Origin of the sequence: Streptomyces sp. DH-12, assembly GCF_002899455.1 — a bacterium.
Classification (GTDB): domain Bacteria; phylum Actinomycetota; class Actinomycetes; order Streptomycetales; family Streptomycetaceae; genus Streptomyces.
In genome coordinates this window covers 965,978-986,402 of sequence record NZ_PPFB01000001.1, presented here as the reverse complement: position 1 = coordinate 986,402, position 20,425 = coordinate 965,978, and the positions used below count along the sequence as shown (strand labels likewise).

Genomic DNA, 20,425 nt, shown 5'->3' with positions numbered 1-20,425 from the left:
GCCTTTCACGCGTTGATGAGCTTCTGCCGCTGGGTGCCGAGACCGTCGATGGACAGTTCGACGGTGTCGCCCGCGCGCAGATAGGGGGTGCCGGGCAGGCCGAGGGCCACGCCGGCCGGGGTGCCGGTGTTGATGACGTCGCCGGGGCGCAGCACCATGTACTGGCTGAGGTACCAGACGAGGTACGCGACGTCGAAGACCATGTTCTTGGTGCTGCCGTCCTGGCGGACCTCGCCGTTGACGGACAGGCGCAGGCCGAGTCGCTGCGGGTCGCCCACCTCGTCGGGGGTCACGAGCCAGGGGCCCAGCGGGTTGAAGGTCTCGCAGGACTTGCCGAGGTCCCACTGCGCGGAGTACTCGAGCTGGAACTCCCGCTCGGAGACGTCGTGACTGACCGCGTAGCCGGCGATGTGACCGGCCGCTTCGTCGGGGCCGGACAGATAGCGGGCCTCGGCGCCGATGACGACGGCGAGTTCGACCTCCCAGTCGGTCTTCACCGAGCCACGGGGAATGTGCACCGCGTCGCAGGGGCCCACGACGGTGGACGGGTCCTTCATGAAGACCACCGGCCGCTCGGGGACGGCCGCGCCGGTCTCCTCGGCGTGGTCACGGTAGTTGAGGCCGACGCACACGACCTTGCCCGGGCGGGCGACGGGAGCGCCGATCCGCCGGCCCGCCGTGTCCAGGCGCGGCAGGGATCCCCCGGCCAGTGCCCGCCCGGCCCGGTCGATCCCGCCGGAGGCGAGGAACGTCCCGTCGATGTCGGCGGTGACCTCCGCCAGCGAGAAGGCGACGCCGTCCTCGCCGAGGACCGCCGGCGTCTCCCGGCCCGGTTCCCCGACTCGCAACAGCTTCATGTTCTTCTCCTGTCGTCGCTTGTGGAGGCCCAGGTCCTCCGTCGATCGATACATCGGATGACTAGCCGGGCTCGACCATACGAGCGGTCGACGTCCCTCCGCAAGGAGACATCCGACCTCTCCGTGTGCGCACCCGGTCGCCCTTGCGGTCGTATGGGCAGTTGAGCGCCATTTGTTCACCCGTCCTGACGTGCATCCGCGACCCGTACGTCACGATTCAAATTCGTCTGACGTCTCCTCTTGCAGCCCAAGTTGCCGACTCGTAAGGTCCACGATGCCGCAAGCCATCCGATGACTCAGCAGCCGCGCTCCTTGGCAGACCTGCCGGGACGCCCCACCTCCCAGCCGTCGGCGGGGGAGCGCGCCACTCCCGCACGCCGGTCCGTCGACCCGGCTCCCACTCACTTCGGCCGAGGCACCGGCCGTCCCAGCCAAGGAGATCAGCACCATGAAGCCTCGCTCCTCCAGAATCGCGGCCGCGGCCGCCACCGTGGCCGTCCTGGCGGGGTTCACCACGGCCTGCAACCGCGACGGCGACTCCGCCTCCGCGAACGGCGACACGGCGAAGATCGGCATCGACCTGCCCCGCGCCGACTCCGACTTCTGGAACTCCTACGCCCAGTACGTCGACCGGGAGACCGGCACCCAGAGCGTGAGCGCCCTGCCGGTGAGCAACTCCCAGAACGACGTGACCAAACTGGTCGCCAACGTCAAGGTCTTCCAGAACACCGGCGCCAAGGCCGTCGTGATGGCCCCGCAGGACACCGGCGCCATCGCCTCCACCCTGGACGAGCTGGCTGCCGAAAAAATCCCGGTGATCAGCGTCGACACCCGCCCCGACAAGGGCGACGTCTACATGGTGGTCCGCGCGGACAACAAGGCGTACGGCACCAAGTCGTGCGAGTACCTCGGCGAGCAGCTCGGCGGCAAGGGCAAGGTGGCGGAACTCCAGGGCGCCCTCAGCTCCATCAACGGCCGTGACCGCTCCGAGGCGTTCGCCGCGTGCATGAAGGAGAAGTTCCCCGGGATCGAGGTGATCGAGCTGGCCACCGACTGGAAGGGCGACGTCGCCTCCGCCAAACTCCAGTCCACCCTGGCCGCCCACCCCGACGTGGACGGCATCTACATGCAGGCCGGTGGTGTCTTCCTGCAGCCCACCCTCTCCCTGCTCAAGCAGAAGGGCCTGCTCAAGCCCGCCGGCGAGCCCGGCCACATCACGATCATCTCCAACGACGGCATCCCGCAGGAGTTCGACGCGATCCGCCAGGGCCACATCGACGCCACGATCTCCCAGCCCGCCGACCTCTACGCGAAGTACGCGGTGTACTACGCGAAGGCCGCCGCCGAGGGCAAGACCTTCAAGCCCGGTCCCACCGACCACGGCTCGACCATCATCGAGCTCCCCAACGGCCTCGAGGACCAGCTCCCCGCCCCGCTGGTGACCAAGGAGAACGTCGACGACAGGGCCCTGTGGGGCAACAACGTCAGCAAGTGACCCCCTGAGCACCCCTTGAGCACCCCCTGAACACCCCCTGAGCGGTGGCCCCGGAAGCACCTCGTCCCGCGCCTTCCGGGGCCACCGCCCACGAGCCCCTCCGCGGAAAGGACAACCCGCCATGGCGGACCCCAGCCCCATCCGGGGCCCCGTCGTCGAGGCCGACGGGATCAGCAAACACTTCGGCGCCACCGTCGCGCTCAGTGACGCCCGCCTCTCGGTCGCGCCCGGCGACGCACACGCCCTGGTCGGCCGCAACGGCGCGGGCAAGTCCACCCTCGTCTCGATCCTCACCGGCCTGCAGAGCCCCGACACCGGCACCCTGCGCTTCGACGGCGAGCCGGCCCCGGCGCTCGGCGACACCGAGGCATGGCGTTCCAAGGTCGCCTGCGTCTACCAGCACTCCACCGTCATCCCGTCCCTGACCGTCGCCGAGAACCTCTTCCTGGACCGGCAGAGCGCCGGCGCGCTGCGCCCGATCAGCTGGAAGCGGCTGCGCCTGCGCGCCGTCGAACTGCTCGCCGAGTACGGCGTGGACGTCGACCCGACCGCACGCGCCATGGACCTGAGCGTCGAGCAGCGCCAGTTCGTGGAGATCGCCCGAGCCCTGTCGTTCGGCGCCCGGTTCGTCATCCTCGACGAACCCACCGCCAAGCTCGACGCCCGCGGCATCGACCGGCTCTTCGGCAAACTGCGCGCCCTGCAGCAGCAGGGCATCGCCTTCCTCTTCATCTCCCACCACCTGCAGGAGGTCTACGACCTCTGCACCACCGTCACGGTGTACCGCGACGCCCGGCACGTCGTCACCGCGCCGGTCGCCGAACTCGACCGGCACGCCCTGGTCGAGGCGATGACCGGGGAGAGCACGCGGAGCGTCGCGCCCGCCTGGTCCGTGACCGGCGCCGCGCGCTCCGGCGGCGAACCGCTGCTCGAGGTCTCCGGGCTGAGTCTGGACGGCGCCTACCAGAACGTCTCCGTGACCGCCCGCTCCGGTGAGGTGGTGGGGCTGGCCGGGGCCGCGGCCAGCGGCAACGTCCAGTTCGGCGAGACCCTCGCCGGCCTGCGCCGACCCCGGGCCGGCACGGTCACCGTCGCGGGCCGGCGCCTCCGCACGGGCAAGGTCCCCGCCTCGCTCGCGGCCGGCATCGGCTTCGTTCCGGAGGACCGGCACATCCAGGGCCTCGTCCCGCACCGCAGCGTCGCCGAGAACGCCACGCTGACCGTCACCGATCAGCTCGGCCCGTTCGGCACGGTGCTCCCCTCACGGACCCGGGCCTTCGCCCAGCGGATGATCAACGACCTCGACATCAAGACCCCGGGCGCGACCACCCAGGTGTCCGCGCTGTCCGGCGGCAACCAGCAGAAGGTCGTCATCGCCCGCGCGCTCGCCACCGAGCCGCACGTCCTGGTCGCCGTCCGGCCGACCAACGGCGTCGACGTCAAGTCCAAGGAGTCCCTGCTCGGCACCGTCCGCGAGGTCGCCGACGCCGGCAAGACCGCTCTGATCGTGTCCGACGAACTCGACGACCTGCGGGTCTGCGACCGCGTCCTGGCCATGTTCCACGGCCGTGTCGTCGCCGAGTTCGGGCACGACTGGAGCGACGAACAACTGGTCGCCGCCATGGAGGGCATGGCCGACCCGACCGACACGAAGGACAGCCATGACCCCCACCACTGAGGTCGGCACCACACCGGCCGCTGCCGCCCCGGCGCCCACCGGGCGCCGCATCGAGTTCGCCCGTTTCCGCGACCTGTCGCTGGTTCCGGTCCTGCTCGTCCTGTGCGTCATCGGTTTCGTGGTCTCGCCCGCCTTCCTGACGTCCGACAACCTGCTCGGCGTCGGGCAGCAGGCCACCGAGCTGAGTCTGCTGGTCCTGGCCCAGGCCCTGATCCTGATCTGCGGCCGGATGGACCTCTCACTGGAGTCCACGATCGGCGTCGCCCCGGTCATCGCCGTCTGGATGGTCCTGCCCGACGAGGGCGCCCGCTTCCTCGGCCTCGGGCTGTTCCCCGGCTGGGCGGCCATCCCGTTGTGCCTGCTGGTCGGCGCGCTGATCGGCGTGATCAACGGCTTCCTCATCCTCAAACTGCGGCTCAACGGCTTCATCGTCACCCTCGGCATGCTCACCCTGCTGCGCGGACTCCAGGTCGCCGTCTCCGAGGGCCAGTCGATCGTCAACCTGCCCGGCTCCTTCACCTACCTCGGCCGCGCCTCCTGGCTCGGGGCGCCCGCCGGCATCTGGATCTGCGCGCTGCTCTTCCTGATCGGCGGCAGCGCGCTCGCCTGGCTGCGCCACGGCCGCGCCCTGTACGCGATCGGCGGCAACGCCGAGGCGGCCCGGGCGGCCGGCATCCGGGTCGACCGGATCGTGTGGGTCGTCCTGATCGTCGGCAGCCTGCTCGCCGCCTTCGCCGGCATCCTCTACACCGGCCACTACGGCTCCATCTCCGCGGACCAGGGCAACGGCTGGATCTTCCAGGTCTTCGCCGCCACCGTCATCGGCGGCGTCAGTCTCAACGGCGGCCGCGGCACCCTGTTCGGCGCCCTCACCGGTGTGCTGACCCTCCAGCTCGTGGTCAACGTCATGACCCTGGCCGGCGTGCCGCCGCTGTGGAACCAGTTCCTCAACGGCGCGATCATCATCGTCGCACTGATCATCTCCCGCTTCGCCTCCGGCGAGAAGCAGGAGTAACGGGGGCCGCCGGGCGGGCGGGACGGGACCCGGGTCCCGTCCCGCCCGCCCGTGGCGCACAGCAAGAGATCCGCGGGTGACTCCCGGTCGGGGACGGGCGTGTGACAGCGCCGGTGGCAGGGCGGGAGACCTGCCCGGGGACACCCAGGCGGGGCCTCTGCCCGGCGTCATGAGGCCAAGCCCCCCGGAGCGCTCCGGTGAGGCTTCGCCGTGAGCTCGGCTGGGGGCTTGCACGCAGGACGCGTCCGGCCCCCCTCCCGTCCGGGTTCCTGCTCCGTGCGTGTGAGGACGTCGGATCTGCGAGCGCAGCCGCTCCCGGCATCGCAGCCGTGAGACGGCGGTCCCCGCACCGTGACCAGGCCGTGCGACGCGAGGATCAGTCCCGTTGAAGCAGGTGGTGGTGCGTTGCCGAGCGGTCCCGCCGGGCGCCGCCCTCGTGCACCGGACGTCTGCTCAGATCCTCCCGCTCGCCGCCGCCGGGGCGGGTGCGTCCCGCAGGCCGAGGCGCTGGTGCTCGACGTGGTGGAGGGCCTGTTCCAGCAGTTCGGCGACATGGTTGTCGTAGAGGGCGTAGATCACCGAGCGGCCTCGGCGTTCCCCGGTCACCAGGCCGAGGTTGCGCAGCAGGCGCAGCTGGTGGGAGCAGGCCGACTGTTCCATGCCGACGGCATCGGCGAGCTCGGTGGCCGCGCACGGGCCTTCTTGCAGGCGGGCGAGGATGCGCAGCCGGGAGGGCGTGGCCAGGGCCTGGAGGGTCGCGGCCACATCGGCGGCGCCTACTGTCTCCAGGCGTTCGCGTGCGGTGGCAGTGGTTTCGGCGTCAGCTCCATGGCCCATGGGCTCCATCTTACGAACACGCCCCCATGGACACATGAACGGTTTTTCATTTTATTTTGTATGGTGAAGCGGAGCGGTTGCCGGGTGTCCGGACCGCCGCCGTTCCATCCTGCCGTCGTGAAGAACCGACTGCTCCGATGGCCTCCATGCCTGCCTCGCCCACGGCAGACCGGCCCGCGTGCCCGCGCACCGGCGAAGGCTCCAGGCGTCGGATCGCCGCTGTCTGTCTTCTCCGACGGACCACACCGCTGCCTGGAGACCGCCTGCACGACATCGTGCAGCGAGCACCGGCTTCTCGGCCGTCCCCTGCCTTGCAGCCGGCGGAGACCGGCGAGCCGGACGAGCGCGTGGTCACCCGCTGGACGCGGTGCGCCCGGGTCCGTGATCCGCCGGGGTGTGAAGGGGCGACCGCGCCGCGGGACCGGACTCGGCGGCCGGCCACTGATCAGGAGAAACGTGCGTACGGACGTGCGTGTGGCGCGGCAGCGGACCTTGCTCCCGCGGACGGCGGCTGTTCCGGACGCCTGGGGCGTGCCGGCCCGCACTGGCCGTCACCGCCCCACGGGATCGCCGTCGGCGCCGTCGTTCCGGACGCGCAGTGTCATGTGGCCGCCGTGGTGCAGAGGTGTGCTCAGCCGCAGACGGGCCGCCTCGTGACCGGTCTCCGCGTCGACGATGTGCACCTCGCCGTGGCCGCCCCGGGTGACGGCGATCCAGTCGGAGCCCGGTGAGGCGGCCACCGCCCGGCGCTGGACGCCCTCCCAGGGGGTGCCGCCGCGACGCGGAGCGCCGTCCATCGCCGGCAGGGGGCAGCGGCGGACGACATCGTCGGCGCCGAGAAGGATCAGCTCGTCGCCGTCGGGGTGGACACGGGTGAAGGCGGTGTGGTGCCGGGCGAGGGCCAGCCGGAAGACGAGTCCGGGGCCGAGTTCCGTGAGCAGCGTGCGGCCTGTCTCCAGGTCGTGGTGCCATGCCTGGTTGGTCCACTCCGGCCATCGCAGCGGGTTCGGGGCGCCGCCCCGCAAGGTGGTCCACAGCGCCTGCCGCCGGGTGTCGAGTCGGAGGTACCAGCCCCGGGCGGGCGATCCCCACGGAATGACCGCCTCGGCGGTGAGCGCGTCGCCTTCCCTCCGGGCCTGGTGCACTCCCTGTCCCGTGGCCGCGAACACGTGCTCCGAGCCGGGCGCCTGTGCGTCTCCGTGTCCGTCGTCCGGCAGCGGCAGGGATGCGTGAGGGGTGACCGGGGGGCAGCCCGGCGGCGCCGCGAGGAGGTCCGCGAACCGGTGGACGGCCAGCGCGCCGGGTTCCCGGTGGCGCAGCACGACCAGTGGGTCGGTCTCGCCCAGCACGGTTACGCCCGGTTCACCGACGCGCGTGCGGACCCGCGCGGCTTCCCCGGTGTCCAGGTCCAGGACCGTCAGCAGGTCCGACCACGGTTCACTGTTCTTGCCGAGGCCGGTCGTGACGGCCAGTCGGCGGCCGGACGGGTCGCAGGCGAGATGCTCGGCCGGCACGGCGACCGGGACCGTGCGCTCCACGAGCTTCTCGGCGAAGGGGTCGAGCACCAGTAGTTCCCCGCGGCGGTCGTCGACGCAGGCCACCCGCCCTCCCGGAAGCGCCAGGAAGCCGGCGTGCTCGGAGAGGTGACGGTCGGTGAGACGTCCTGTCAAGACGCCGTCCGGCACGGTCAGCAGGTGTACGGCTCCGGCCACATGGTCGGAGACGAGCAGGACGGGTGGGGCAGCGGGCACGGGTCCTCCAGAAACCGGTTTTGTGAAAACGATTATCATGTATCTTCAGTGCGTTCCCGGCACCTGAGAGAAACGAGGGCATCGATGCTGCGCTCACCGTCGAGATTCGTTCGCAGTTGGCTCACCGCAGCGGCGGTGGGTTCGCTCCTGGTCGGTTGCGGCTCGTCCGCCGAGGAACCCGCGAACGACAAGGCCGAGCCCCCGGCGAAGACGGAGGTGACCGTCGAACCCATCAAGGCGTCGACGGAGTTGACCGACACCAACGGCGCCAGGATCTCCCTGAAGAAGCAACCCGAGCGGATCGTCTGCCTGTTCGCCCTGTGCGACGACATCCTGACCGAACTGGGCATCGTCCCGACGGCCACCAACAGCGCGCTGCTCGCCCACCCCGACTTCCTGGGGGAGGAGAGGGCCGAGGAGGTCGACGTCATCCCCGGCGGCTTCATCGCCCCGGAGGTCGAGGCGATCCTCTCCCACAAGCCCGATCTCGTGATCGGCCTCGGGGACACCCACGGCAAGCTCGCCCCGGCGCTCAAGGGCGCCACCACGTTCTGGGCCATGCAGCCCGAGACGTGGCAGGACAGCGTGGGCTACCTGCGCGACGTCGCCGCGCTCACCGGGCGCACCGCCCAGGGGGAGAAGGCGGAGAGGACCTTCCGGACGAAGCTCGCCGCGGCCGAGAAGGCGCCGAGCGACAGGACCGCGCTCGTCATCTACGGCAGTGACGAGAACTTCGGTGTCGCGACGCCCGAAGGGGACGTGGCCGCCAGCCTGTTCCCCAAGATCGCCGACTATCCGTGGAAGTCCCGTGGTGCGGAAGGCAGTTACTCCCTCGAAGAGATCCTCGCCCAGGACGTCGACGTGCTCTTCGTCGAGACCCTGAGCTTCGGTGAGGCAGACGGCAAGCTGTCGGAGAAGCTGGCCGAGAACCCGCTCTGGGGCAAGATCCCGGCCGTGAGGAACGGTGACGTCCACGAGGTGAACTCAGAGGTGTGGGCCAAGGGGCGCGGCACCCGCTCGCTGGGCATCGTCCTCGACGAGGCCACGGCCGCGCTGCGGTGAGGACGTCCCTCCCGGTGCCGGCGACGGCCGATCGCGCCGCGGCGCACGGACAGCGGCCGTCGCGCGGTGCGCGCAGGTGGCAACCGCTTCTGGTGGTCGTGTCGCTGGCCGTCTCCGCTTTCTGCACGCTCAGCCTCGGCACCCCCTACGTCCCCCCGCACCGGCTGGCCGCCGCGGTGCTGGACGGGGACACCAGCCTGGCCGGGATCGTCGTGAATGAACTCCGCGTGCCCCGACTGCTGTTGGGGCTCATCGCCGGAGCCTGTCTGGGGGCGGCCGGACTGGTGCTCCAGGAGGCGCTGCGCAATCCTCTGGCGGTGCCGGAGATGCTGGGAGTGTCGTCCGGGGCCGCGCTGGGGGTGGCCGCGCCGCTGGTGCTGTCGCTGTCTCTGCCCGCCGCCGTTCAGCCTCTGTCGGCCATCGGCGGGGCCGCGCTCGGCGGCGGGCTCACGTTGCTCGTCGCCGGACTCGGCCGTAGTCCGTCCGCGGTGCTGCTGACCGGCGCGGCGGTGGCGGCCGCGCTGCAAGCCGCGCTGCTTGTCCTGATGGTCATGGCCGACCAGTTGGACCTCCAGCTGATCTACCGCTACCTGCTCGGTTCCCTCTCCGCCCGGACCTGGGAGGACGTGACGGGCCTGTGGCCGTGGCTGCTCGTCGCGGTGCCCGCTCTCGTGCTGTGCGCGCCGGTGCTGTCGGTGCTGCGGCTGGGCGACGAGGACGCGCAGGCACTGGGTGTGCGTGCCCAGCGCGCACGGCTGGCCGCTCTGGCCATCGCCGTGGTGCTGATCGCCCCGGTGACGGCAGTGTGCGGTCCCGTCGCGTGGGTGGGCTTCCTCGCCCCACACCTGAGCCGCTGGTTCGATCCCGCGGCCGGGGCCGTGCGCTGGCTGCCGTGGTCCGCGGCCTGGGGTGCTGTCGTCGTGGTGGCCGCCGATGTCCCGGCCAGGCTGGCGCTGGCCCCCGTGGAGACGCCGGCCGGCGCCTGGACCGCTCTGTTGGGGGTGCCGGCCGGCGTCGCGCTGATGCGGTCGGGCGGCCGCCGCCAGGCGGTCCGGCAGGGGCCGGCCGCTTCGGCCGGGGTGCGCGAGCAGCCGCCCGGGCCGCGGAAGGCGGCCTCGGGTGCGGCGGACGAAGGACCTCCCGCCGGGGCATCGCATCACGCTCACCGGGGCGGGCCCGGCGGTCCGGCCTCGCCGTCTCCCGGGACGATCAGGACGGAGGACGCACGGTGACACGGCGTTTCACGGCCCTCGCGGCACTGGCCGTCGTGTGCGCCGCAGTGGAGGTGGTGGCCGGGCGCGGCATGTCCCCGGGTGTGGTCTGGGACGTCCTGAACGGGGGCGGTGACGCGACGGAGCGCCACATCCTGTTCCAGCTGCGCCTGCCGAGACTGCTGGTGGCCCTCGGCGCGGGCGCCTGTCTGGCCGTGGCGGGGCTGGTCCTGCAGTCCGCCCTGCGCAATCCCCTGGCCGGACCGGAGGTGACGGGCGTGACCCCGGGGGCGGTGCTCGGCGCCGTCACCGCGACCGCCCTGGGACTCGCCGGGTGGGATTCGCCTCTGGCCGTGGTCCTCGCCGCGTGCGGGGGCGGGTGCGCCGGAGCGGCGCTGTTGTGGCTGCTCACCGGCCGCGGGCGCGGTGATCCCGCGCAGACCGCCGTGCACGGGGTGCTGGTGTCGGCAGTGCTCGGCGGGCTCACCGCCATGGTGCTGTTGGTGAAGCCCGGCGAACTCGGCAGCGTGGTGCAGTGGTTGGTCGGCACCACGGAGGGCCGGGTGTGGGAGCACTGGCACCTGCTCTGGCCGTGGGCACTCGTCTGGGGGGCCGCGGCCTGGCTGCTGTCCGGGCCGTTGACCCTGCTGCGCTGCGGGGACGACATCGCCCTCGCCGCCGGGCTCTCCGCGCGCCGGGCCCGGACCCTGGCCCTGCTGTGCGCGGTGGCGCTGACGGCGGGTGCGGTGGCCGCCGTCGGGGCGCTGGGCTTCATCGGGCTGCTCGTCCCGCATCTGGCCGTGGCCGTCTTCGGCGCGGACCTGCGCCGGAGTCTTCCCGGCGCCGCCCTGACGGGCGCGGTCGTGGTGTGCGGGGCGGACGCGGCGGCGCAGCTGTCCTCGCGGCTGCTGGCGACGGCGTTCGACTCCGGACGGCTCACGTTGCCGGTCGGGGCGCTCACCGCCTGCCTCGGTGCCGCGCTGCTGTTGATCGTCGTGCGCCGCACGCCGAGCCGTACGTTCTGACGTCGAATCGAGGACAGAGCATGATCGAGTCCGTGGGGATCCACGTCGAGGGGGTCCACTTCGGCTACCCCGGACGGCCCGTGCTGCGGGGCGTCGACCTGACCGTCCGGCCGGGCGAACTGACCGCCCTGATCGGTCTGAACGGCTGCGGCAAGTCGACCCTGCTGCGGCTGGCCGCCGGGCTGCTGCAACCGGACGAGGGGAGCGTTCGGCTCGGCGGGGACGACCTCGCCCGGCTCTCGAGGCGTGCCACGGCCCGGAGAGTGGCGCTGCTGCACCAGTCCGCCCCGGCCGTCCCGGGGATGACGGTCAGTCAACTCGTCCGGCAGGGGCGGTACGCGGCACGCGGCCCGCTGGGCATGCTGCGCGAGGGCGACGACCCCGTCGTGCGCCGGGCGCTGCGTGACGTCGGGGTGGAGGAGTGGGCCGACCGTGACGTCGACGCGCTGTCCGGCGGCGAGCGGCAACGCGTCCGGCTGGCGATGGCGCTCGCTCAGGACACCCGGGTCCTGCTGCTCGACGAGCCGACCACGTACCTGGACCTGCACCACCAGCTCGACGTACTGCAGACCGTGGTGCGTCTGCGCGAGGAACGCGGACTCACGGTGGTGATGGTGCTGCACGACCTGGCCCACGCGGCCCGGTTCGCCGAGCGGATCGTCGCCCTGCGGGAGGGCCGTGTGGTGGCCGACGGAGCGCCGAAGCAGGTCGTCACGCCGGGGTTGCTGGCGGAGGTGCTGCAGGTGGCGGGCCGGGTCGGTGAGGATCCGGAAGGGGGGTGGCCCGTGTGTTATCCAGATCACCCCATCGCAGCACTAGAATATGAAAATCAGATTCATTAGAGTGAGGCGCGGCGCTCATCCGAACGCCGTATCTCCCTGCTGATGAAGGAGAGTTCATGGACAACGAGCAGGTCTTCGAGCCGATCGTCGACCCGGGTCAGCTGGCTCACGACTCGGCCTCTCACTCCAACGCGCTCGTCGAGAACCCCTTCGAGGACACCGAGGAGTAAGCGAGGGCCTGGCCGCCCTCGACCGTGGGCCCGCCCGATGCCTTCCGGGCGGGCCCACACCCGTCCCAGCTCCCGCCGACAGGAGGAACGCCGTGTCCCGTAGCCGACTCGTCCCCGGTGCCGAGGTCGTCGCCGTGCCCGGGCGAGGGCTCGCCGTCCGCACCCCCGCGGGGGAGTTCTTCAGCGTCAGGGCAGGAGACGTCGACGAGGACGCCTTGCTCTCCCTGCTCGCCGGGGGGACCGCAGCCCCGCTGGACGAAGGGCTGGAGCGCGTGGTCCGGGCGTTCGAAGAAGCCGGCTATCTGGCGGAAGGGCCGTCGGCCCCGGAGTGGCCCGCCGCTCGCCGGAACGTCAGCATCCTCGGCGACCCGGTACTGACCGAACCGCTCGCCGTGCACCTGGCCGCCCTGGGCGCGCGGCCCCGTACGACTCCGGCCGTGACCGCCTCCGGCAGCCCGCCGGCGGGTGTGGAGGACCTGCTCGACGGAAACCCCTCCGCGGTCGTGTGGTGCCTGGACGGGCCCGCGCCGGACGGCTTGTGGGACGCCGCCGACCGGCTGCCGGAGCACGGTGTCGCGTGGCTGCGCTGCCACCGCGAGGGCTGGCAGGCGTACGTCGAGCCGGTGGCCGCCGCTCCCGGAGACGTCACCTCGGCGCACGTCCGGTCCCGCCGGCTCGCCGCCACACCCGCCCACCGGGAACTGGCCGCGTACTGGAGCGGCCCCCGTACCTCGGGCACGCCCGTCCGGCTCCCCGTGCCCGCCGCCGCGCTGCTCGCGGCGCTGCTCGCGGACGATCTCAGCCGGTGGGCCACCGGCGCCCCCGACACGGCCGGCCTCCCGGCACGGCGCCGGCTCCGACGCGTGGACCTGCGCACGCTGACCGTCACCGAGCACGCCGTCCTCCCGGTGCCCGACGTCGCACCGACACCGAGGAAGGGCGTATGACGGCGTTCGAGGCGGCCGTGGGAGAACTCGCCACCGACGTCCGTCTCCCGGCCGGCGACGGTCCCTTCCCGGCCGTCCTGATCCGCACCCCCTACGACCGGACACGCCACCGGGCCGAGGCGCGTGGCTGGGCCCGCCGCGGGTTCGCCGCCGTCGTCCAGGACGTGCGGGGCCGGTTCGCGTCGCCAGGGAAGTGGCATCCGTACGCGAACGAGACCGCCGACGGGACAGCAGCCGTCCGCTGGATCCGGCGGCAGCCGTGGAGCGACGGGCGGCTGGTGGCCGCCGGCGCCTCCTACGCCGCCCACTGCGCCCTCGTCCTCGCCCTCGACGCCCCCGGGAACGCCCGGCCGGATGCCGTCATCGCGGCCGTGCCCGCCCTCGGCCCGGCGGAGACAGCCCGCGAGGCGTCCGGCGTGGAACGGCTGCTCTCCCGCGCCGGATGGTGGGCCGCCCACGGCGACCGGCGCGACTCCGACGAAAGTGCGCTGGACAAGGCCCTCGCCGAGGATCCCGGCCTGCTCGCCCACCTGCCGTTGACCGCCCTGCCCGAGCGGCTGGGACGCGCCCTGCCCTCGTGGGCGGGGCTGTGGCGCCACCACGACCGCGGACGCCTCGTGGCGCGGGCGGCGCACGCCGGGCCGCCCCTGCTCGCGGTGGGCGGCCACCACGACCACTTCACCGAGGAGACCGTCGCTCTGTGGCGTGCCTGGGGCGGATCCCCGGCGCGTCTGCTGCTCGGCCCCTGGGGGCACTCCCTGACCGCTGCTCCGGGGCCGGACGCGGGACCCGCCCACCGGCTGAATCTCGGTGAGCTGTACGTGCGCTGGGCCCGCCGCGCCCTGACCGGCGGCCTCGCCCCCGGCCACCACGGCGCACTGGCGCTCGGCGGCGCCGGCCTGTGGCTGCCGGCCGGCGCCGAGGGAGAACCGCGCGCCCACCGCACGCGCCTGCTGCACGGCTCCGCCTTCATCGCCGACCCCGCACGGCCCGTCCGCTCCGACGACCTGACCGTCCCCGCGGATGGCCCGCCCGACCGCTGCCTGCTGGTCACACCGCCGTCGCCGCGTCCGCTCGACCTCGTCGGGCCGTCCCGTGTGCGGCTGCGGGCCACCGCCCACACACCGTCCGCCGACTGGGTCGCCCGGCTCGTGGCGCTCCCACCGGACGGGACCGCCGAGCGGCTCGCCGTCGGCATCGTGCGGCGTGCCGAACCAGCGGGCCGGGAGGCCGCGTTCACCGTCGAGCTCGGCCGGCTCGCACGCCGGCTCCGGGCCGGCACACGGCTGCGCCTGGAGATCGCCGGACACCACTTCCCGGCCCACGCCCGCAACCCCCACACCGGGGACGACCCGATGACGGCCGGACGTCTGCTCGCCTCCCGGCGGCAGATCGACCCGGACAGCGTGGTGCTGGACCTGCCCGTGCTCCCGTCCCGTCCCGCCCCCACCGCCCCCGCCGAGGAGATCCTGCGATGACGGCTCTGCCGTTGGAAGCGCTCGTCGACCCCGTCTGCGGCATCGTCCGCAAGGTCAAGCCCGTCGAGCACCCCGCGGGCGCCCCGCCCCGCTACACCGCGCTCACGGCCGAGATGTCCGACGCCCGCAGACTCGGGCTGTGGCCCGCCGACCGGGTGTCCCTCGGCACCACCTTCGGCGATCCGGAGCAGGCCCGCGTCGCCGCGATAGCCGAGGGGATGGAGCGCTACTGCGGCAACCGTGTGCCGCCGCCCGGCCACCCGGACGCACCCCTGCGCGCCACCGCCGCCGAACTGGCGGACAAGGGCCTGCGCCTGTACGGCCCGGCCGATCTGCCCGCCTACGCACCCTGGCAGTACGCCCGCGCGCAGTTCCCCTACCGCCCGCTCACCGCCGACACCCCCGCGCTGTGGACACGAGGAACCGAACGACTGTCCGACGGGACCGCCGCCGAGGTCTGGGCACCCGTCTCGCTCACCCACCTCAACTGGCGCCAGGGCGGCCTGCGCGAGCTGCCCCGCACCCACCACCTCAACTACGCCGGGATCGCCGCCGGACAGGGCCTCGACGACGCGATCGAGCGCGGCCTGCTGGAAATCGTCGAACGCGACGCCCTGGAACTGTGGTGGCACCTGGACGGCCCGGCCCGGGGCATCGACCCGGCGAGCGTACCCGGCCTCACCGACGACCTCGCCGGTTCCGCGCTCGAGGTCCACCTCGTCGAGATGCACTCGGAGTTCGCCCCCTGCATGGCCGCGCTCGTCCACGACCCGCGCCTCGGCCTGTACGCCGCCGGGTTCGCCTGCAAGTACGACCCGGCCGAAGCCGCCCGCAAGGCTGTCCTCGAAGCCGTCCACACCTGGGTCTTCACCCAGGGGCTGACCGGCCCCGACGGCTGGGTGTTCCAGGCCGTCGAGGCCGGGCTGCTCGCCCGCGGGCTCTACCTGGACCACCGGGCCGACGGCCGCTACCTCGACGTGTGCGGCGAGCAGTTCGAGCACGTGCGGGACCTGGGAGCGCACGTGCAGGTGTGGCTGGACGAACGGATGGCGGCCGAGGCCCGGAGGTTCACCGAGCCTGCGCTCGGGACGGTATCCGTCGACGCGGTCGAGCCCGGAAGCCGGGAGCGGCTGGAGAGCACGCTGCGCGGCGGCGGCCACCGCGTCATGACCTTCGACCTCACCACCGAGGACGTGGCGGAGACCGCGCTGCGCGTCGCCCGGGTCCTCGTCTCCGGACTGCTGCCCAACGCGCCCGCCGCCTTCGGCTACTTCGGCTGCCCGCGCCTCGCCGAGGCCGCGGTCGCGCGCGGATGGCGCACCACCGCGCCGAGCGCGCCGGAGGACTTCACGCTGGCGCCTCCGCCGCACATGTGAGGGCCGCCGTGGAACACCCCCGCGAGGACCGCCCGGTGGACCTCGCCGCCGCCCTCGCCCGCGCCCGCTCCCCGGAGCGCCCCGGCCCCGGCACGCCCGCCGGCACCGCCGTCCGCCCCTGGCCGGGGCCACCGCGCCCGATCCCGGAGGCCGGCCCCGCGGACCTCGACCTGCGGACCCTGCTGCGTCTGTCCCTGGCGGCCTCGGACACCTCCGGACGCCTCAGGCCCACCCCCTCCGCCGGTGCGCTGCACCCGGTGGACACCGAACTGGTCGTGGGCGCCGGCTGCTCCCTGCCGCCCGGCCGCTACGGCTACGACCCGCTGCGCCACCGCGTCCACCACGTCGGCCCGCCCGTCGACGGCACGCCGCCGGGCGTGACCGCCGCGCTCTCCGTCACCGCACAGCGCACGGTGTCCCACTACGGCCACCGGGCCTGGCCCCTCCTGCTGCTGGACACCGGGCACGCCGCCGCGGCGCTGCTCCTGGCGGCCCGCGTCCTGGGCGCGGGCGAATGCGACGTACGGATGGACGGACGCACCGAGGACCCCCTGGCCGTCGTACGCGTCCCACCGCCCGACGGGCGGAGTCCGAAGCGCCCTGCGGAGACTGAGGACCCGCCCACGCCGGCCGACCTGCTGGCACGCCGCAGTACCCCACCACCGTTGCCGGGCCCCCCACCCCACGATGCGCTGCGGGCAGTCCTGGCCACCGCCGAACGAGCCGGGGACGGTGGCCTGTTGCGCTGGTGCGCCGCGGTCGGCCCGCCTCGGCCCGGCCTCATGGAACTGGCTCCCGGGGGCACGGCCCTGCGGCGCCACGCGTCCGGCGAGGCCCGTCCGACGCTCGCGGCCTGGGCGGCGGGCCAGGCGTGGCTCGCGGACGCCGGCGCCGTACTGCTCGCCCACGGCTGCCCCACCGACGCCGACACCGCGCACATCCGCCGCGCCCACCTGCGAGCCGGCTTCGCCGTCCACCTGGCCCATGTCGCAGCCCTGCGCCACGGGCTGGCGGCCCGGCCCGTCGGCTCCTGGCAGCAGGCGGATCTCGGCGCCGCCCTCGGCGCCGCGCCGGGCCGTGACTGGGTCGTGCACGCCCTGGCCCTCGGCACCCGCCACGCCGACGAGGAGAACTCCACGTGATCGTCCACCCCGAGCTGCGCCGCGCCGCAACGCGCGCACGGCGTCCCCTGCTCGCGGCCACCCTCCTGCAGGGAGCCGTCACCCTCACGCACCTGGCACAGGCCGCGCTGCTGGCCCTCGCGCTCGCCGGCCTGGCCCGCGGGGACACCGGCCGACTCCCGTGGCTGCTGGCCGCGGTGCTCGCCGTCGTCGCCGCCCGCGCCGGGCTCGCCCTGTGGCAGCGGCGCACCGCCACCCGCGCCGGGGCCCGGGTCAGGGTGGCACTGCGCGACGAACTCCTGGCCCACCTGGGCCGGCTGGGACCCGCGTACCTGACCACAGCACGGGCGGGAGCCGTCCGCACCACCCTGGTCGAGGGGGTGGAGGGCGTCGACGCCTACGTCTCCCGCTACCTGCCCCAGTTCCTGGTCACCCTCGCGGTACCACCCCTGGTCCTCGCCGTCCTCGCCGTGGTCGAACCCCGGGCCCTCCTCGGACTCGTCCCCGCCCTGCTCCTGGCCCTGCTGGGGCCGCGCGCCTGGGACCGGCTCCTCGCCGCCCGCGGAAAGGAGCACTGGGACACCTACGAAGGGCTGGGCGCCGACTACCTGGAGGCCCTGCAGGGCATGCCCGCCCTGCGCGCCGCGGGCGCGGTCGGCCGCACCCGGGCACGCCTGGAGGAGCGGTCCGCGGCCCTGCACCGGGCGACCGTCGCCAAGTTGCGGGTGTCCCTGGTCGACACCGGCATCACCGACCTCGCCGTCCAGGGCGGCACCGCCGCCGCAGCGCTCCTGGCGTGCTGGTCGGCCGTCACCGGATCCACCACTGCGGCCGGCACCTATCTGGTGCTGCTGCTGGCCTCCGAGTGCTTCCGCCCCGTCCGCGACCTCGCCCGGGAATGGCACGCCGGCTACCTGGGGGCGTCGGCCGCCGACGGGCTGGCGGCCCTGCGCACGGCCGCGCCGACGGTCCCCGACACCGCAACGACGCCCGCGCACTGGCCCACACCGCCCGAACTCCGCTTCCACGACGTCCGGTTCACCTACGACGGTGCTCCCGCACCCGCCCTGGACGGTGTCTCCTTCACAGCGCGGGCGGGACGGACCACCGCGATCGTCGGGCCGTCCGGCGCGGGCAAGTCGACCCTGCTGGCCCTGCTCCTGCGCCACCACGACCCGCAGGAAGGGCGGATCACCCTCGACGGGCGCCCCACGACCGAGTACGCGCTCGACTCGCTGCGGCAGGGCATCGCGGTGGTCTCGCAGGAGACGTACCTGTTCCACGCCACCATCGCCGACAACCTGCGCCTGGCCCGTCCGGATGCCACGGACGACGAGCTCACCCGGGCGGCGCGCACCGCCGGGATCCACGACGAGATCGCCGCCCTCCCGGACGGCTACGCCACGGTCCTCGGCGAACGGGGCGCCACGCTCTCCGGCGGGCAGCGACAGCGGCTCGCCCTCGCACGGGCCCTGCTGTCGGACGCCCCGGTCCTCGTCCTCGACGAGGCCACCAGCTCGGTCGACGAGCGCCGCGAGGCGGACATCGTCCGGGAGCTGCTGAAGGCGGTCGGCGGGCGGACCGTCCTGGTGGTCGCCCACCGGCTCGCGGCCGTCCGGTCCGCCGACCGGATCGTCGTCCTCGACACGGGACGGGTGGACGCCGTCGGCGACCACACCGGCCTGGTCGAGGCCGGCGGCGTCTACACCCGGCTCGTCGAGGCCGGCCGCGCCCATCGGGGGGAACTCGCCGCATGAGCACCGTCACCGGTCCCACCGCCGCCGGGGCGGACGCCCCCGCACGGGGCGCGCTGCGCGCCCTGCTGCCCGCCCTCGCGGCACACCGCGCCATGACGGCCCGCACCTGTGCCGCCGCGCTCCTCGAACAAGGCTCCCTCGTCGCGCTGGTGACCCTGGCCGCGCACACCGTGGGCACCGCCGTCATCGAAGGGCGCGCCCCCACGGCCGGCACCGTCACCGCGCTCGTCGCCCTCGTTCTCGTACGCGCCCTGATGACCTGGCGGGAGATGGACCTCTCCCACGATCTCGCCTACCGGGTGCTGGCCGTGCTGCGGGTCCGCGTTTTCGACGGACTGGCCCGCAGCGCGCCCGCCCGGGTCGCGGGCCGCCGCAGCGGCGATCTCGCCGCCACCGCCATGGCCGACGTGGAGGCGCTGGAGTTCTTCTACGCCCACACCACCGCCCAGCTGCTCGCGGCGGGAACGGTCCTCACCGGCGGCTCGGTACTTCTGGCCCTGGTGGAGCCGTGGCTGCTGGTGGCCGTGCTGCCGGTCGCTGCCCTGCTCGCCGCGGCGCCCTTCGCCGACGCAGGCGCGCGCACGGTGCGCGGCGGCCGCACCCGCACAGCCGTGGCCGCGCTGTCGGCCGACACGGTCGAGACCGTCGACGGGCTGCGCGAACTGCTCGCCTTCGGCGCTCTGGCCGGACGCCGCCGCAAGCTGGCGGAGCGGGGGCGGCAGGTGGGCGACGCCCAGCGCGCCGAGGCCACCTGGGAGGCCGTCGCCGCCGCCGTCCGCGACCTCCTCATCGTGGTCGCGGTCCTCGGCGTGGTCGCCGCGGCGGCACAGTCCGTGACCTCCGGACGGCTGCACGGCGCCTGGGCGCCGGCCGCGATGGCGCTGGCCCTGTCCGTCCTCGGCCCGGTCGCGGAGTCGGCCCGCGCCCTGAGCCAGGCCGTGGCCCTGCGCGCCGCCGCCGCCCGCGTCGACGCGGCCGTCAAGGCCCCCGCCCTCGCACCGCCGCCCGCCGCGCCACGCCCCCTGCCCCCCGGACCACTGGGCGTCCGGTTGCGCCGAGTGAGGTTCGACTACGGCGGCACCCCCGTGCTGGACGGCGTCGACCTCACCGTCCGTCCCGGCCGGACACTCGCCCTCGTCGGCGCCTCCGGCGCCGGCAAGTCCACCTGCGCCCACCTGCTGGCCCGCTTCTGGGACCCGTCCGCCGGTGAGGTCCAGCTGCTGCCCGCCGACGGCGATCCCGTGGACGTGAGGGAGGTGAACGACGCGGAACTGCGGCGGGCGGTGGTCCTGGTGGGACAGGACACCCCCCTCTTCCACGGCACCCTCGCCGAGAACCTGCGGCTCGCCGCGCCCGAGGCCGACGACCGGGCGCTGGCCGAGGCGGCACGGCTGTGCGGCGTCGACCGGATCGCCCCCCTGGACACCCTCGTCGGCGAGCGGGGCGCCACGCTCTCCGGCGGTCAGCGGGCCCGCATCGCCCTGGCCCGCGCGCTGCTGGCCGGACCGCGCGTCCTCGTGCTCGACGAGACCACCGCCCACCTGGACAACACCGGCGACGCCGAACTCGCCACCGCGCTGCGGCAGGAGAGCCGCACGACGATCTTCATCGCCCACCGCCCGGCCACCATCCGCCGCGCCGACCGCATCGCAGTCCTGGAGGACGGCCTCATCACGGAAGAGGGAACCTGGGAGGACCTCACAAGCAGCCCCGGCAGCGCGCTCAACCGCATCCTCAGCGACACCGCCCTCCCTGAGCACGGCAGTTCGCCCCGGGAACCGGACCAGTGACGCTTAGGGACGG

General features: G+C 73.8%; 17 protein-coding genes. 14 read left to right on the top strand and 3 right to left on the bottom strand.

Annotated features, from left to right (window positions below; genetic code table 11):
• Nucleotides 1-5 precede the first annotated feature (5 nt).
• Complete coding sequence (locus C1708_RS03425) at nucleotides 6-857, bottom strand: fumarylacetoacetate hydrolase family protein (RefSeq protein WP_106411233.1); 852 nt, start codon at nucleotides 855-857, stop codon at nucleotides 6-8.
• Between the two features lie 448 nt (nucleotides 858-1,305).
• Between C1708_RS03425 and C1708_RS03420 the strand changes: the two genes are divergently transcribed.
• The 3 genes from C1708_RS03420 to C1708_RS03410 all read left to right on the top strand — a co-directional run bounded on the left by C1708_RS03420 (nucleotide 1,306) and on the right by C1708_RS03410 (nucleotide 5,045).
• Complete coding sequence (locus C1708_RS03420) at nucleotides 1,306-2,352, top strand: sugar ABC transporter substrate-binding protein (protein WP_106411232.1); 1,047 nt, start codon at nucleotides 1,306-1,308, stop codon at nucleotides 2,350-2,352.
• Between the two features lie 121 nt (nucleotides 2,353-2,473).
• Nucleotides 2,474-4,030: a sugar ABC transporter ATP-binding protein gene (locus tag C1708_RS03415; RefSeq protein ID WP_106411231.1), complete on the top strand. Its 1,557-nt coding sequence runs from the start codon at nucleotides 2,474-2,476 to the stop codon at nucleotides 4,028-4,030.
• Nucleotides 4,014-5,045, top strand: a complete 1,032-nt coding sequence (locus tag C1708_RS03410) for an ABC transporter permease (RefSeq protein ID WP_106411230.1) — start codon at nucleotides 4,014-4,016, stop codon at nucleotides 5,043-5,045. The genes C1708_RS03415 and C1708_RS03410 overlap by 17 nt, the downstream gene beginning before the upstream one ends.
• A gap of 453 nt (nucleotides 5,046-5,498) precedes the next feature.
• On the opposite strand, the gene C1708_RS03405 is transcribed toward C1708_RS03410, so the two are convergent.
• Complete coding sequence (locus C1708_RS03405; protein WP_106411229.1) at nucleotides 5,499-5,882, bottom strand: ArsR/SmtB family transcription factor; 384 nt, start codon at nucleotides 5,880-5,882, stop codon at nucleotides 5,499-5,501.
• 551 nt (nucleotides 5,883-6,433) lie between these two features.
• On the bottom strand, nucleotides 6,434-7,633 hold the full coding sequence (locus C1708_RS03400) for a YncE family protein (protein WP_106411228.1): 1,200 nt from the start codon (nucleotides 7,631-7,633) through the stop codon (nucleotides 6,434-6,436).
• Between the two features lie 84 nt (nucleotides 7,634-7,717).
• Between C1708_RS03400 and C1708_RS03395 the strand changes: the two genes are divergently transcribed.
• The 11 genes from C1708_RS03395 to C1708_RS03350 all read left to right on the top strand — a co-directional run bounded on the left by C1708_RS03395 (nucleotide 7,718) and on the right by C1708_RS03350 (nucleotide 20,412).
• Nucleotides 7,718-8,695 (top strand): ABC transporter substrate-binding protein, encoded by a 978-nt coding sequence (locus C1708_RS03395; RefSeq protein WP_106411227.1) that lies wholly within the window; start codon nucleotides 7,718-7,720, stop codon nucleotides 8,693-8,695.
• Nucleotides 8,696-8,787: 92 nt separating this feature from the next.
• Nucleotides 8,788-9,927, top strand: coding sequence for a FecCD family ABC transporter permease (locus C1708_RS03390; protein WP_241911147.1), 1,140 nt, complete (start codon nucleotides 8,788-8,790; stop codon nucleotides 9,925-9,927).
• Nucleotides 9,924-10,931 (top strand): FecCD family ABC transporter permease, encoded by a 1,008-nt coding sequence (locus C1708_RS03385; RefSeq protein ID WP_106411226.1) that lies wholly within the window; start codon nucleotides 9,924-9,926, stop codon nucleotides 10,929-10,931. Before C1708_RS03390 ends, C1708_RS03385 begins: the two co-directional genes overlap by 4 nt.
• A gap of 20 nt (nucleotides 10,932-10,951) precedes the next feature.
• Complete coding sequence (locus C1708_RS03380) at nucleotides 10,952-11,773, top strand: ABC transporter ATP-binding protein (RefSeq protein ID WP_106411225.1); 822 nt, start codon at nucleotides 10,952-10,954, stop codon at nucleotides 11,771-11,773.
• Between the two features lie 56 nt (nucleotides 11,774-11,829).
• Entirely contained in the window at nucleotides 11,830-11,943 is a 114-nt protein-coding gene (gene amiA, locus C1708_RS34795; RefSeq protein ID WP_241911146.1) for a streptamidine family RiPP, read from the top strand.
• Between the two features lie 92 nt (nucleotides 11,944-12,035).
• Nucleotides 12,036-12,890 carry a hypothetical protein gene (locus C1708_RS03375; RefSeq protein WP_106411224.1) on the top strand — a complete coding sequence of 285 codons (855 nt, stop codon included), beginning with the start codon at nucleotides 12,036-12,038 and terminating at the stop codon, nucleotides 12,888-12,890.
• Nucleotides 12,887-14,368 carry a CocE/NonD family hydrolase gene (locus tag C1708_RS03370; RefSeq protein WP_106411223.1) on the top strand — a complete coding sequence of 494 codons (1,482 nt, stop codon included), beginning with the start codon at nucleotides 12,887-12,889 and terminating at the stop codon, nucleotides 14,366-14,368. Before C1708_RS03375 ends, C1708_RS03370 begins: the two co-directional genes overlap by 4 nt.
• Nucleotides 14,365-15,744: a YcaO-like family protein gene (locus tag C1708_RS03365; protein WP_106411222.1), complete on the top strand. Its 1,380-nt coding sequence runs from the start codon at nucleotides 14,365-14,367 to the stop codon at nucleotides 15,742-15,744. The genes C1708_RS03370 and C1708_RS03365 overlap by 4 nt, the downstream gene beginning before the upstream one ends.
• 8 nt (nucleotides 15,745-15,752) lie before the next feature.
• On the top strand, nucleotides 15,753-16,886 hold the full coding sequence (locus C1708_RS03360) for a nitroreductase family protein (RefSeq protein WP_241911145.1): 1,134 nt from the start codon (nucleotides 15,753-15,755) through the stop codon (nucleotides 16,884-16,886).
• Entirely contained in the window at nucleotides 16,883-18,622 is a 1,740-nt protein-coding gene (locus C1708_RS03355) for an ABC transporter ATP-binding protein/permease (RefSeq protein ID WP_106411221.1), read from the top strand. The genes C1708_RS03360 and C1708_RS03355 overlap by 4 nt, the downstream gene beginning before the upstream one ends.
• Nucleotides 18,619-20,412 carry an ABC transporter ATP-binding protein gene (locus C1708_RS03350; protein ID WP_106411220.1) on the top strand — a complete coding sequence of 598 codons (1,794 nt, stop codon included), beginning with the start codon at nucleotides 18,619-18,621 and terminating at the stop codon, nucleotides 20,410-20,412. Before C1708_RS03355 ends, C1708_RS03350 begins: the two co-directional genes overlap by 4 nt.
• Nucleotides 20,413-20,425 lie beyond the last annotated feature (13 nt).

Bases quoted from the DNA above. Each gene is read 5' to 3' on its own strand.
- C1708_RS03425 (WP_106411233.1), bottom strand. From the start codon at position 857: ATGAAGCTGTTGCGAGTCGGGGAACCGGGCCGGGAGACGCCGGCGGTC.
- C1708_RS03420 (WP_106411232.1), top strand. From the start codon at position 1,306: ATGAAGCCTCGCTCCTCCAGAATCGCGGCCGCGGCCGCCACCGTGGCC.
- C1708_RS03415 (WP_106411231.1), top strand. From the start codon at position 2,474: ATGGCGGACCCCAGCCCCATCCGGGGCCCCGTCGTCGAGGCCGACGGG.
- C1708_RS03410 (WP_106411230.1), top strand. From the start codon at position 4,014: ATGACCCCCACCACTGAGGTCGGCACCACACCGGCCGCTGCCGCCCCG.
- C1708_RS03405 (WP_106411229.1), bottom strand. From the start codon at position 5,882: ATGGGCCATGGAGCTGACGCCGAAACCACTGCCACCGCACGCGAACGC.
- C1708_RS03395 (WP_106411227.1), top strand. From the start codon at position 7,718: ATGCTGCGCTCACCGTCGAGATTCGTTCGCAGTTGGCTCACCGCAGCG.
- C1708_RS03380 (WP_106411225.1), top strand. From the start codon at position 10,952: ATGATCGAGTCCGTGGGGATCCACGTCGAGGGGGTCCACTTCGGCTAC.
- amiA (WP_241911146.1), top strand. From the start codon at position 11,830: ATGGACAACGAGCAGGTCTTCGAGCCGATCGTCGACCCGGGTCAGCTG.
- C1708_RS03370 (WP_106411223.1), top strand. From the start codon at position 12,887: ATGACGGCGTTCGAGGCGGCCGTGGGAGAACTCGCCACCGACGTCCGT.
- C1708_RS03365 (WP_106411222.1), top strand. From the start codon at position 14,365: ATGACGGCTCTGCCGTTGGAAGCGCTCGTCGACCCCGTCTGCGGCATC.
- C1708_RS03350 (WP_106411220.1), top strand. From the start codon at position 18,619: ATGAGCACCGTCACCGGTCCCACCGCCGCCGGGGCGGACGCCCCCGCA.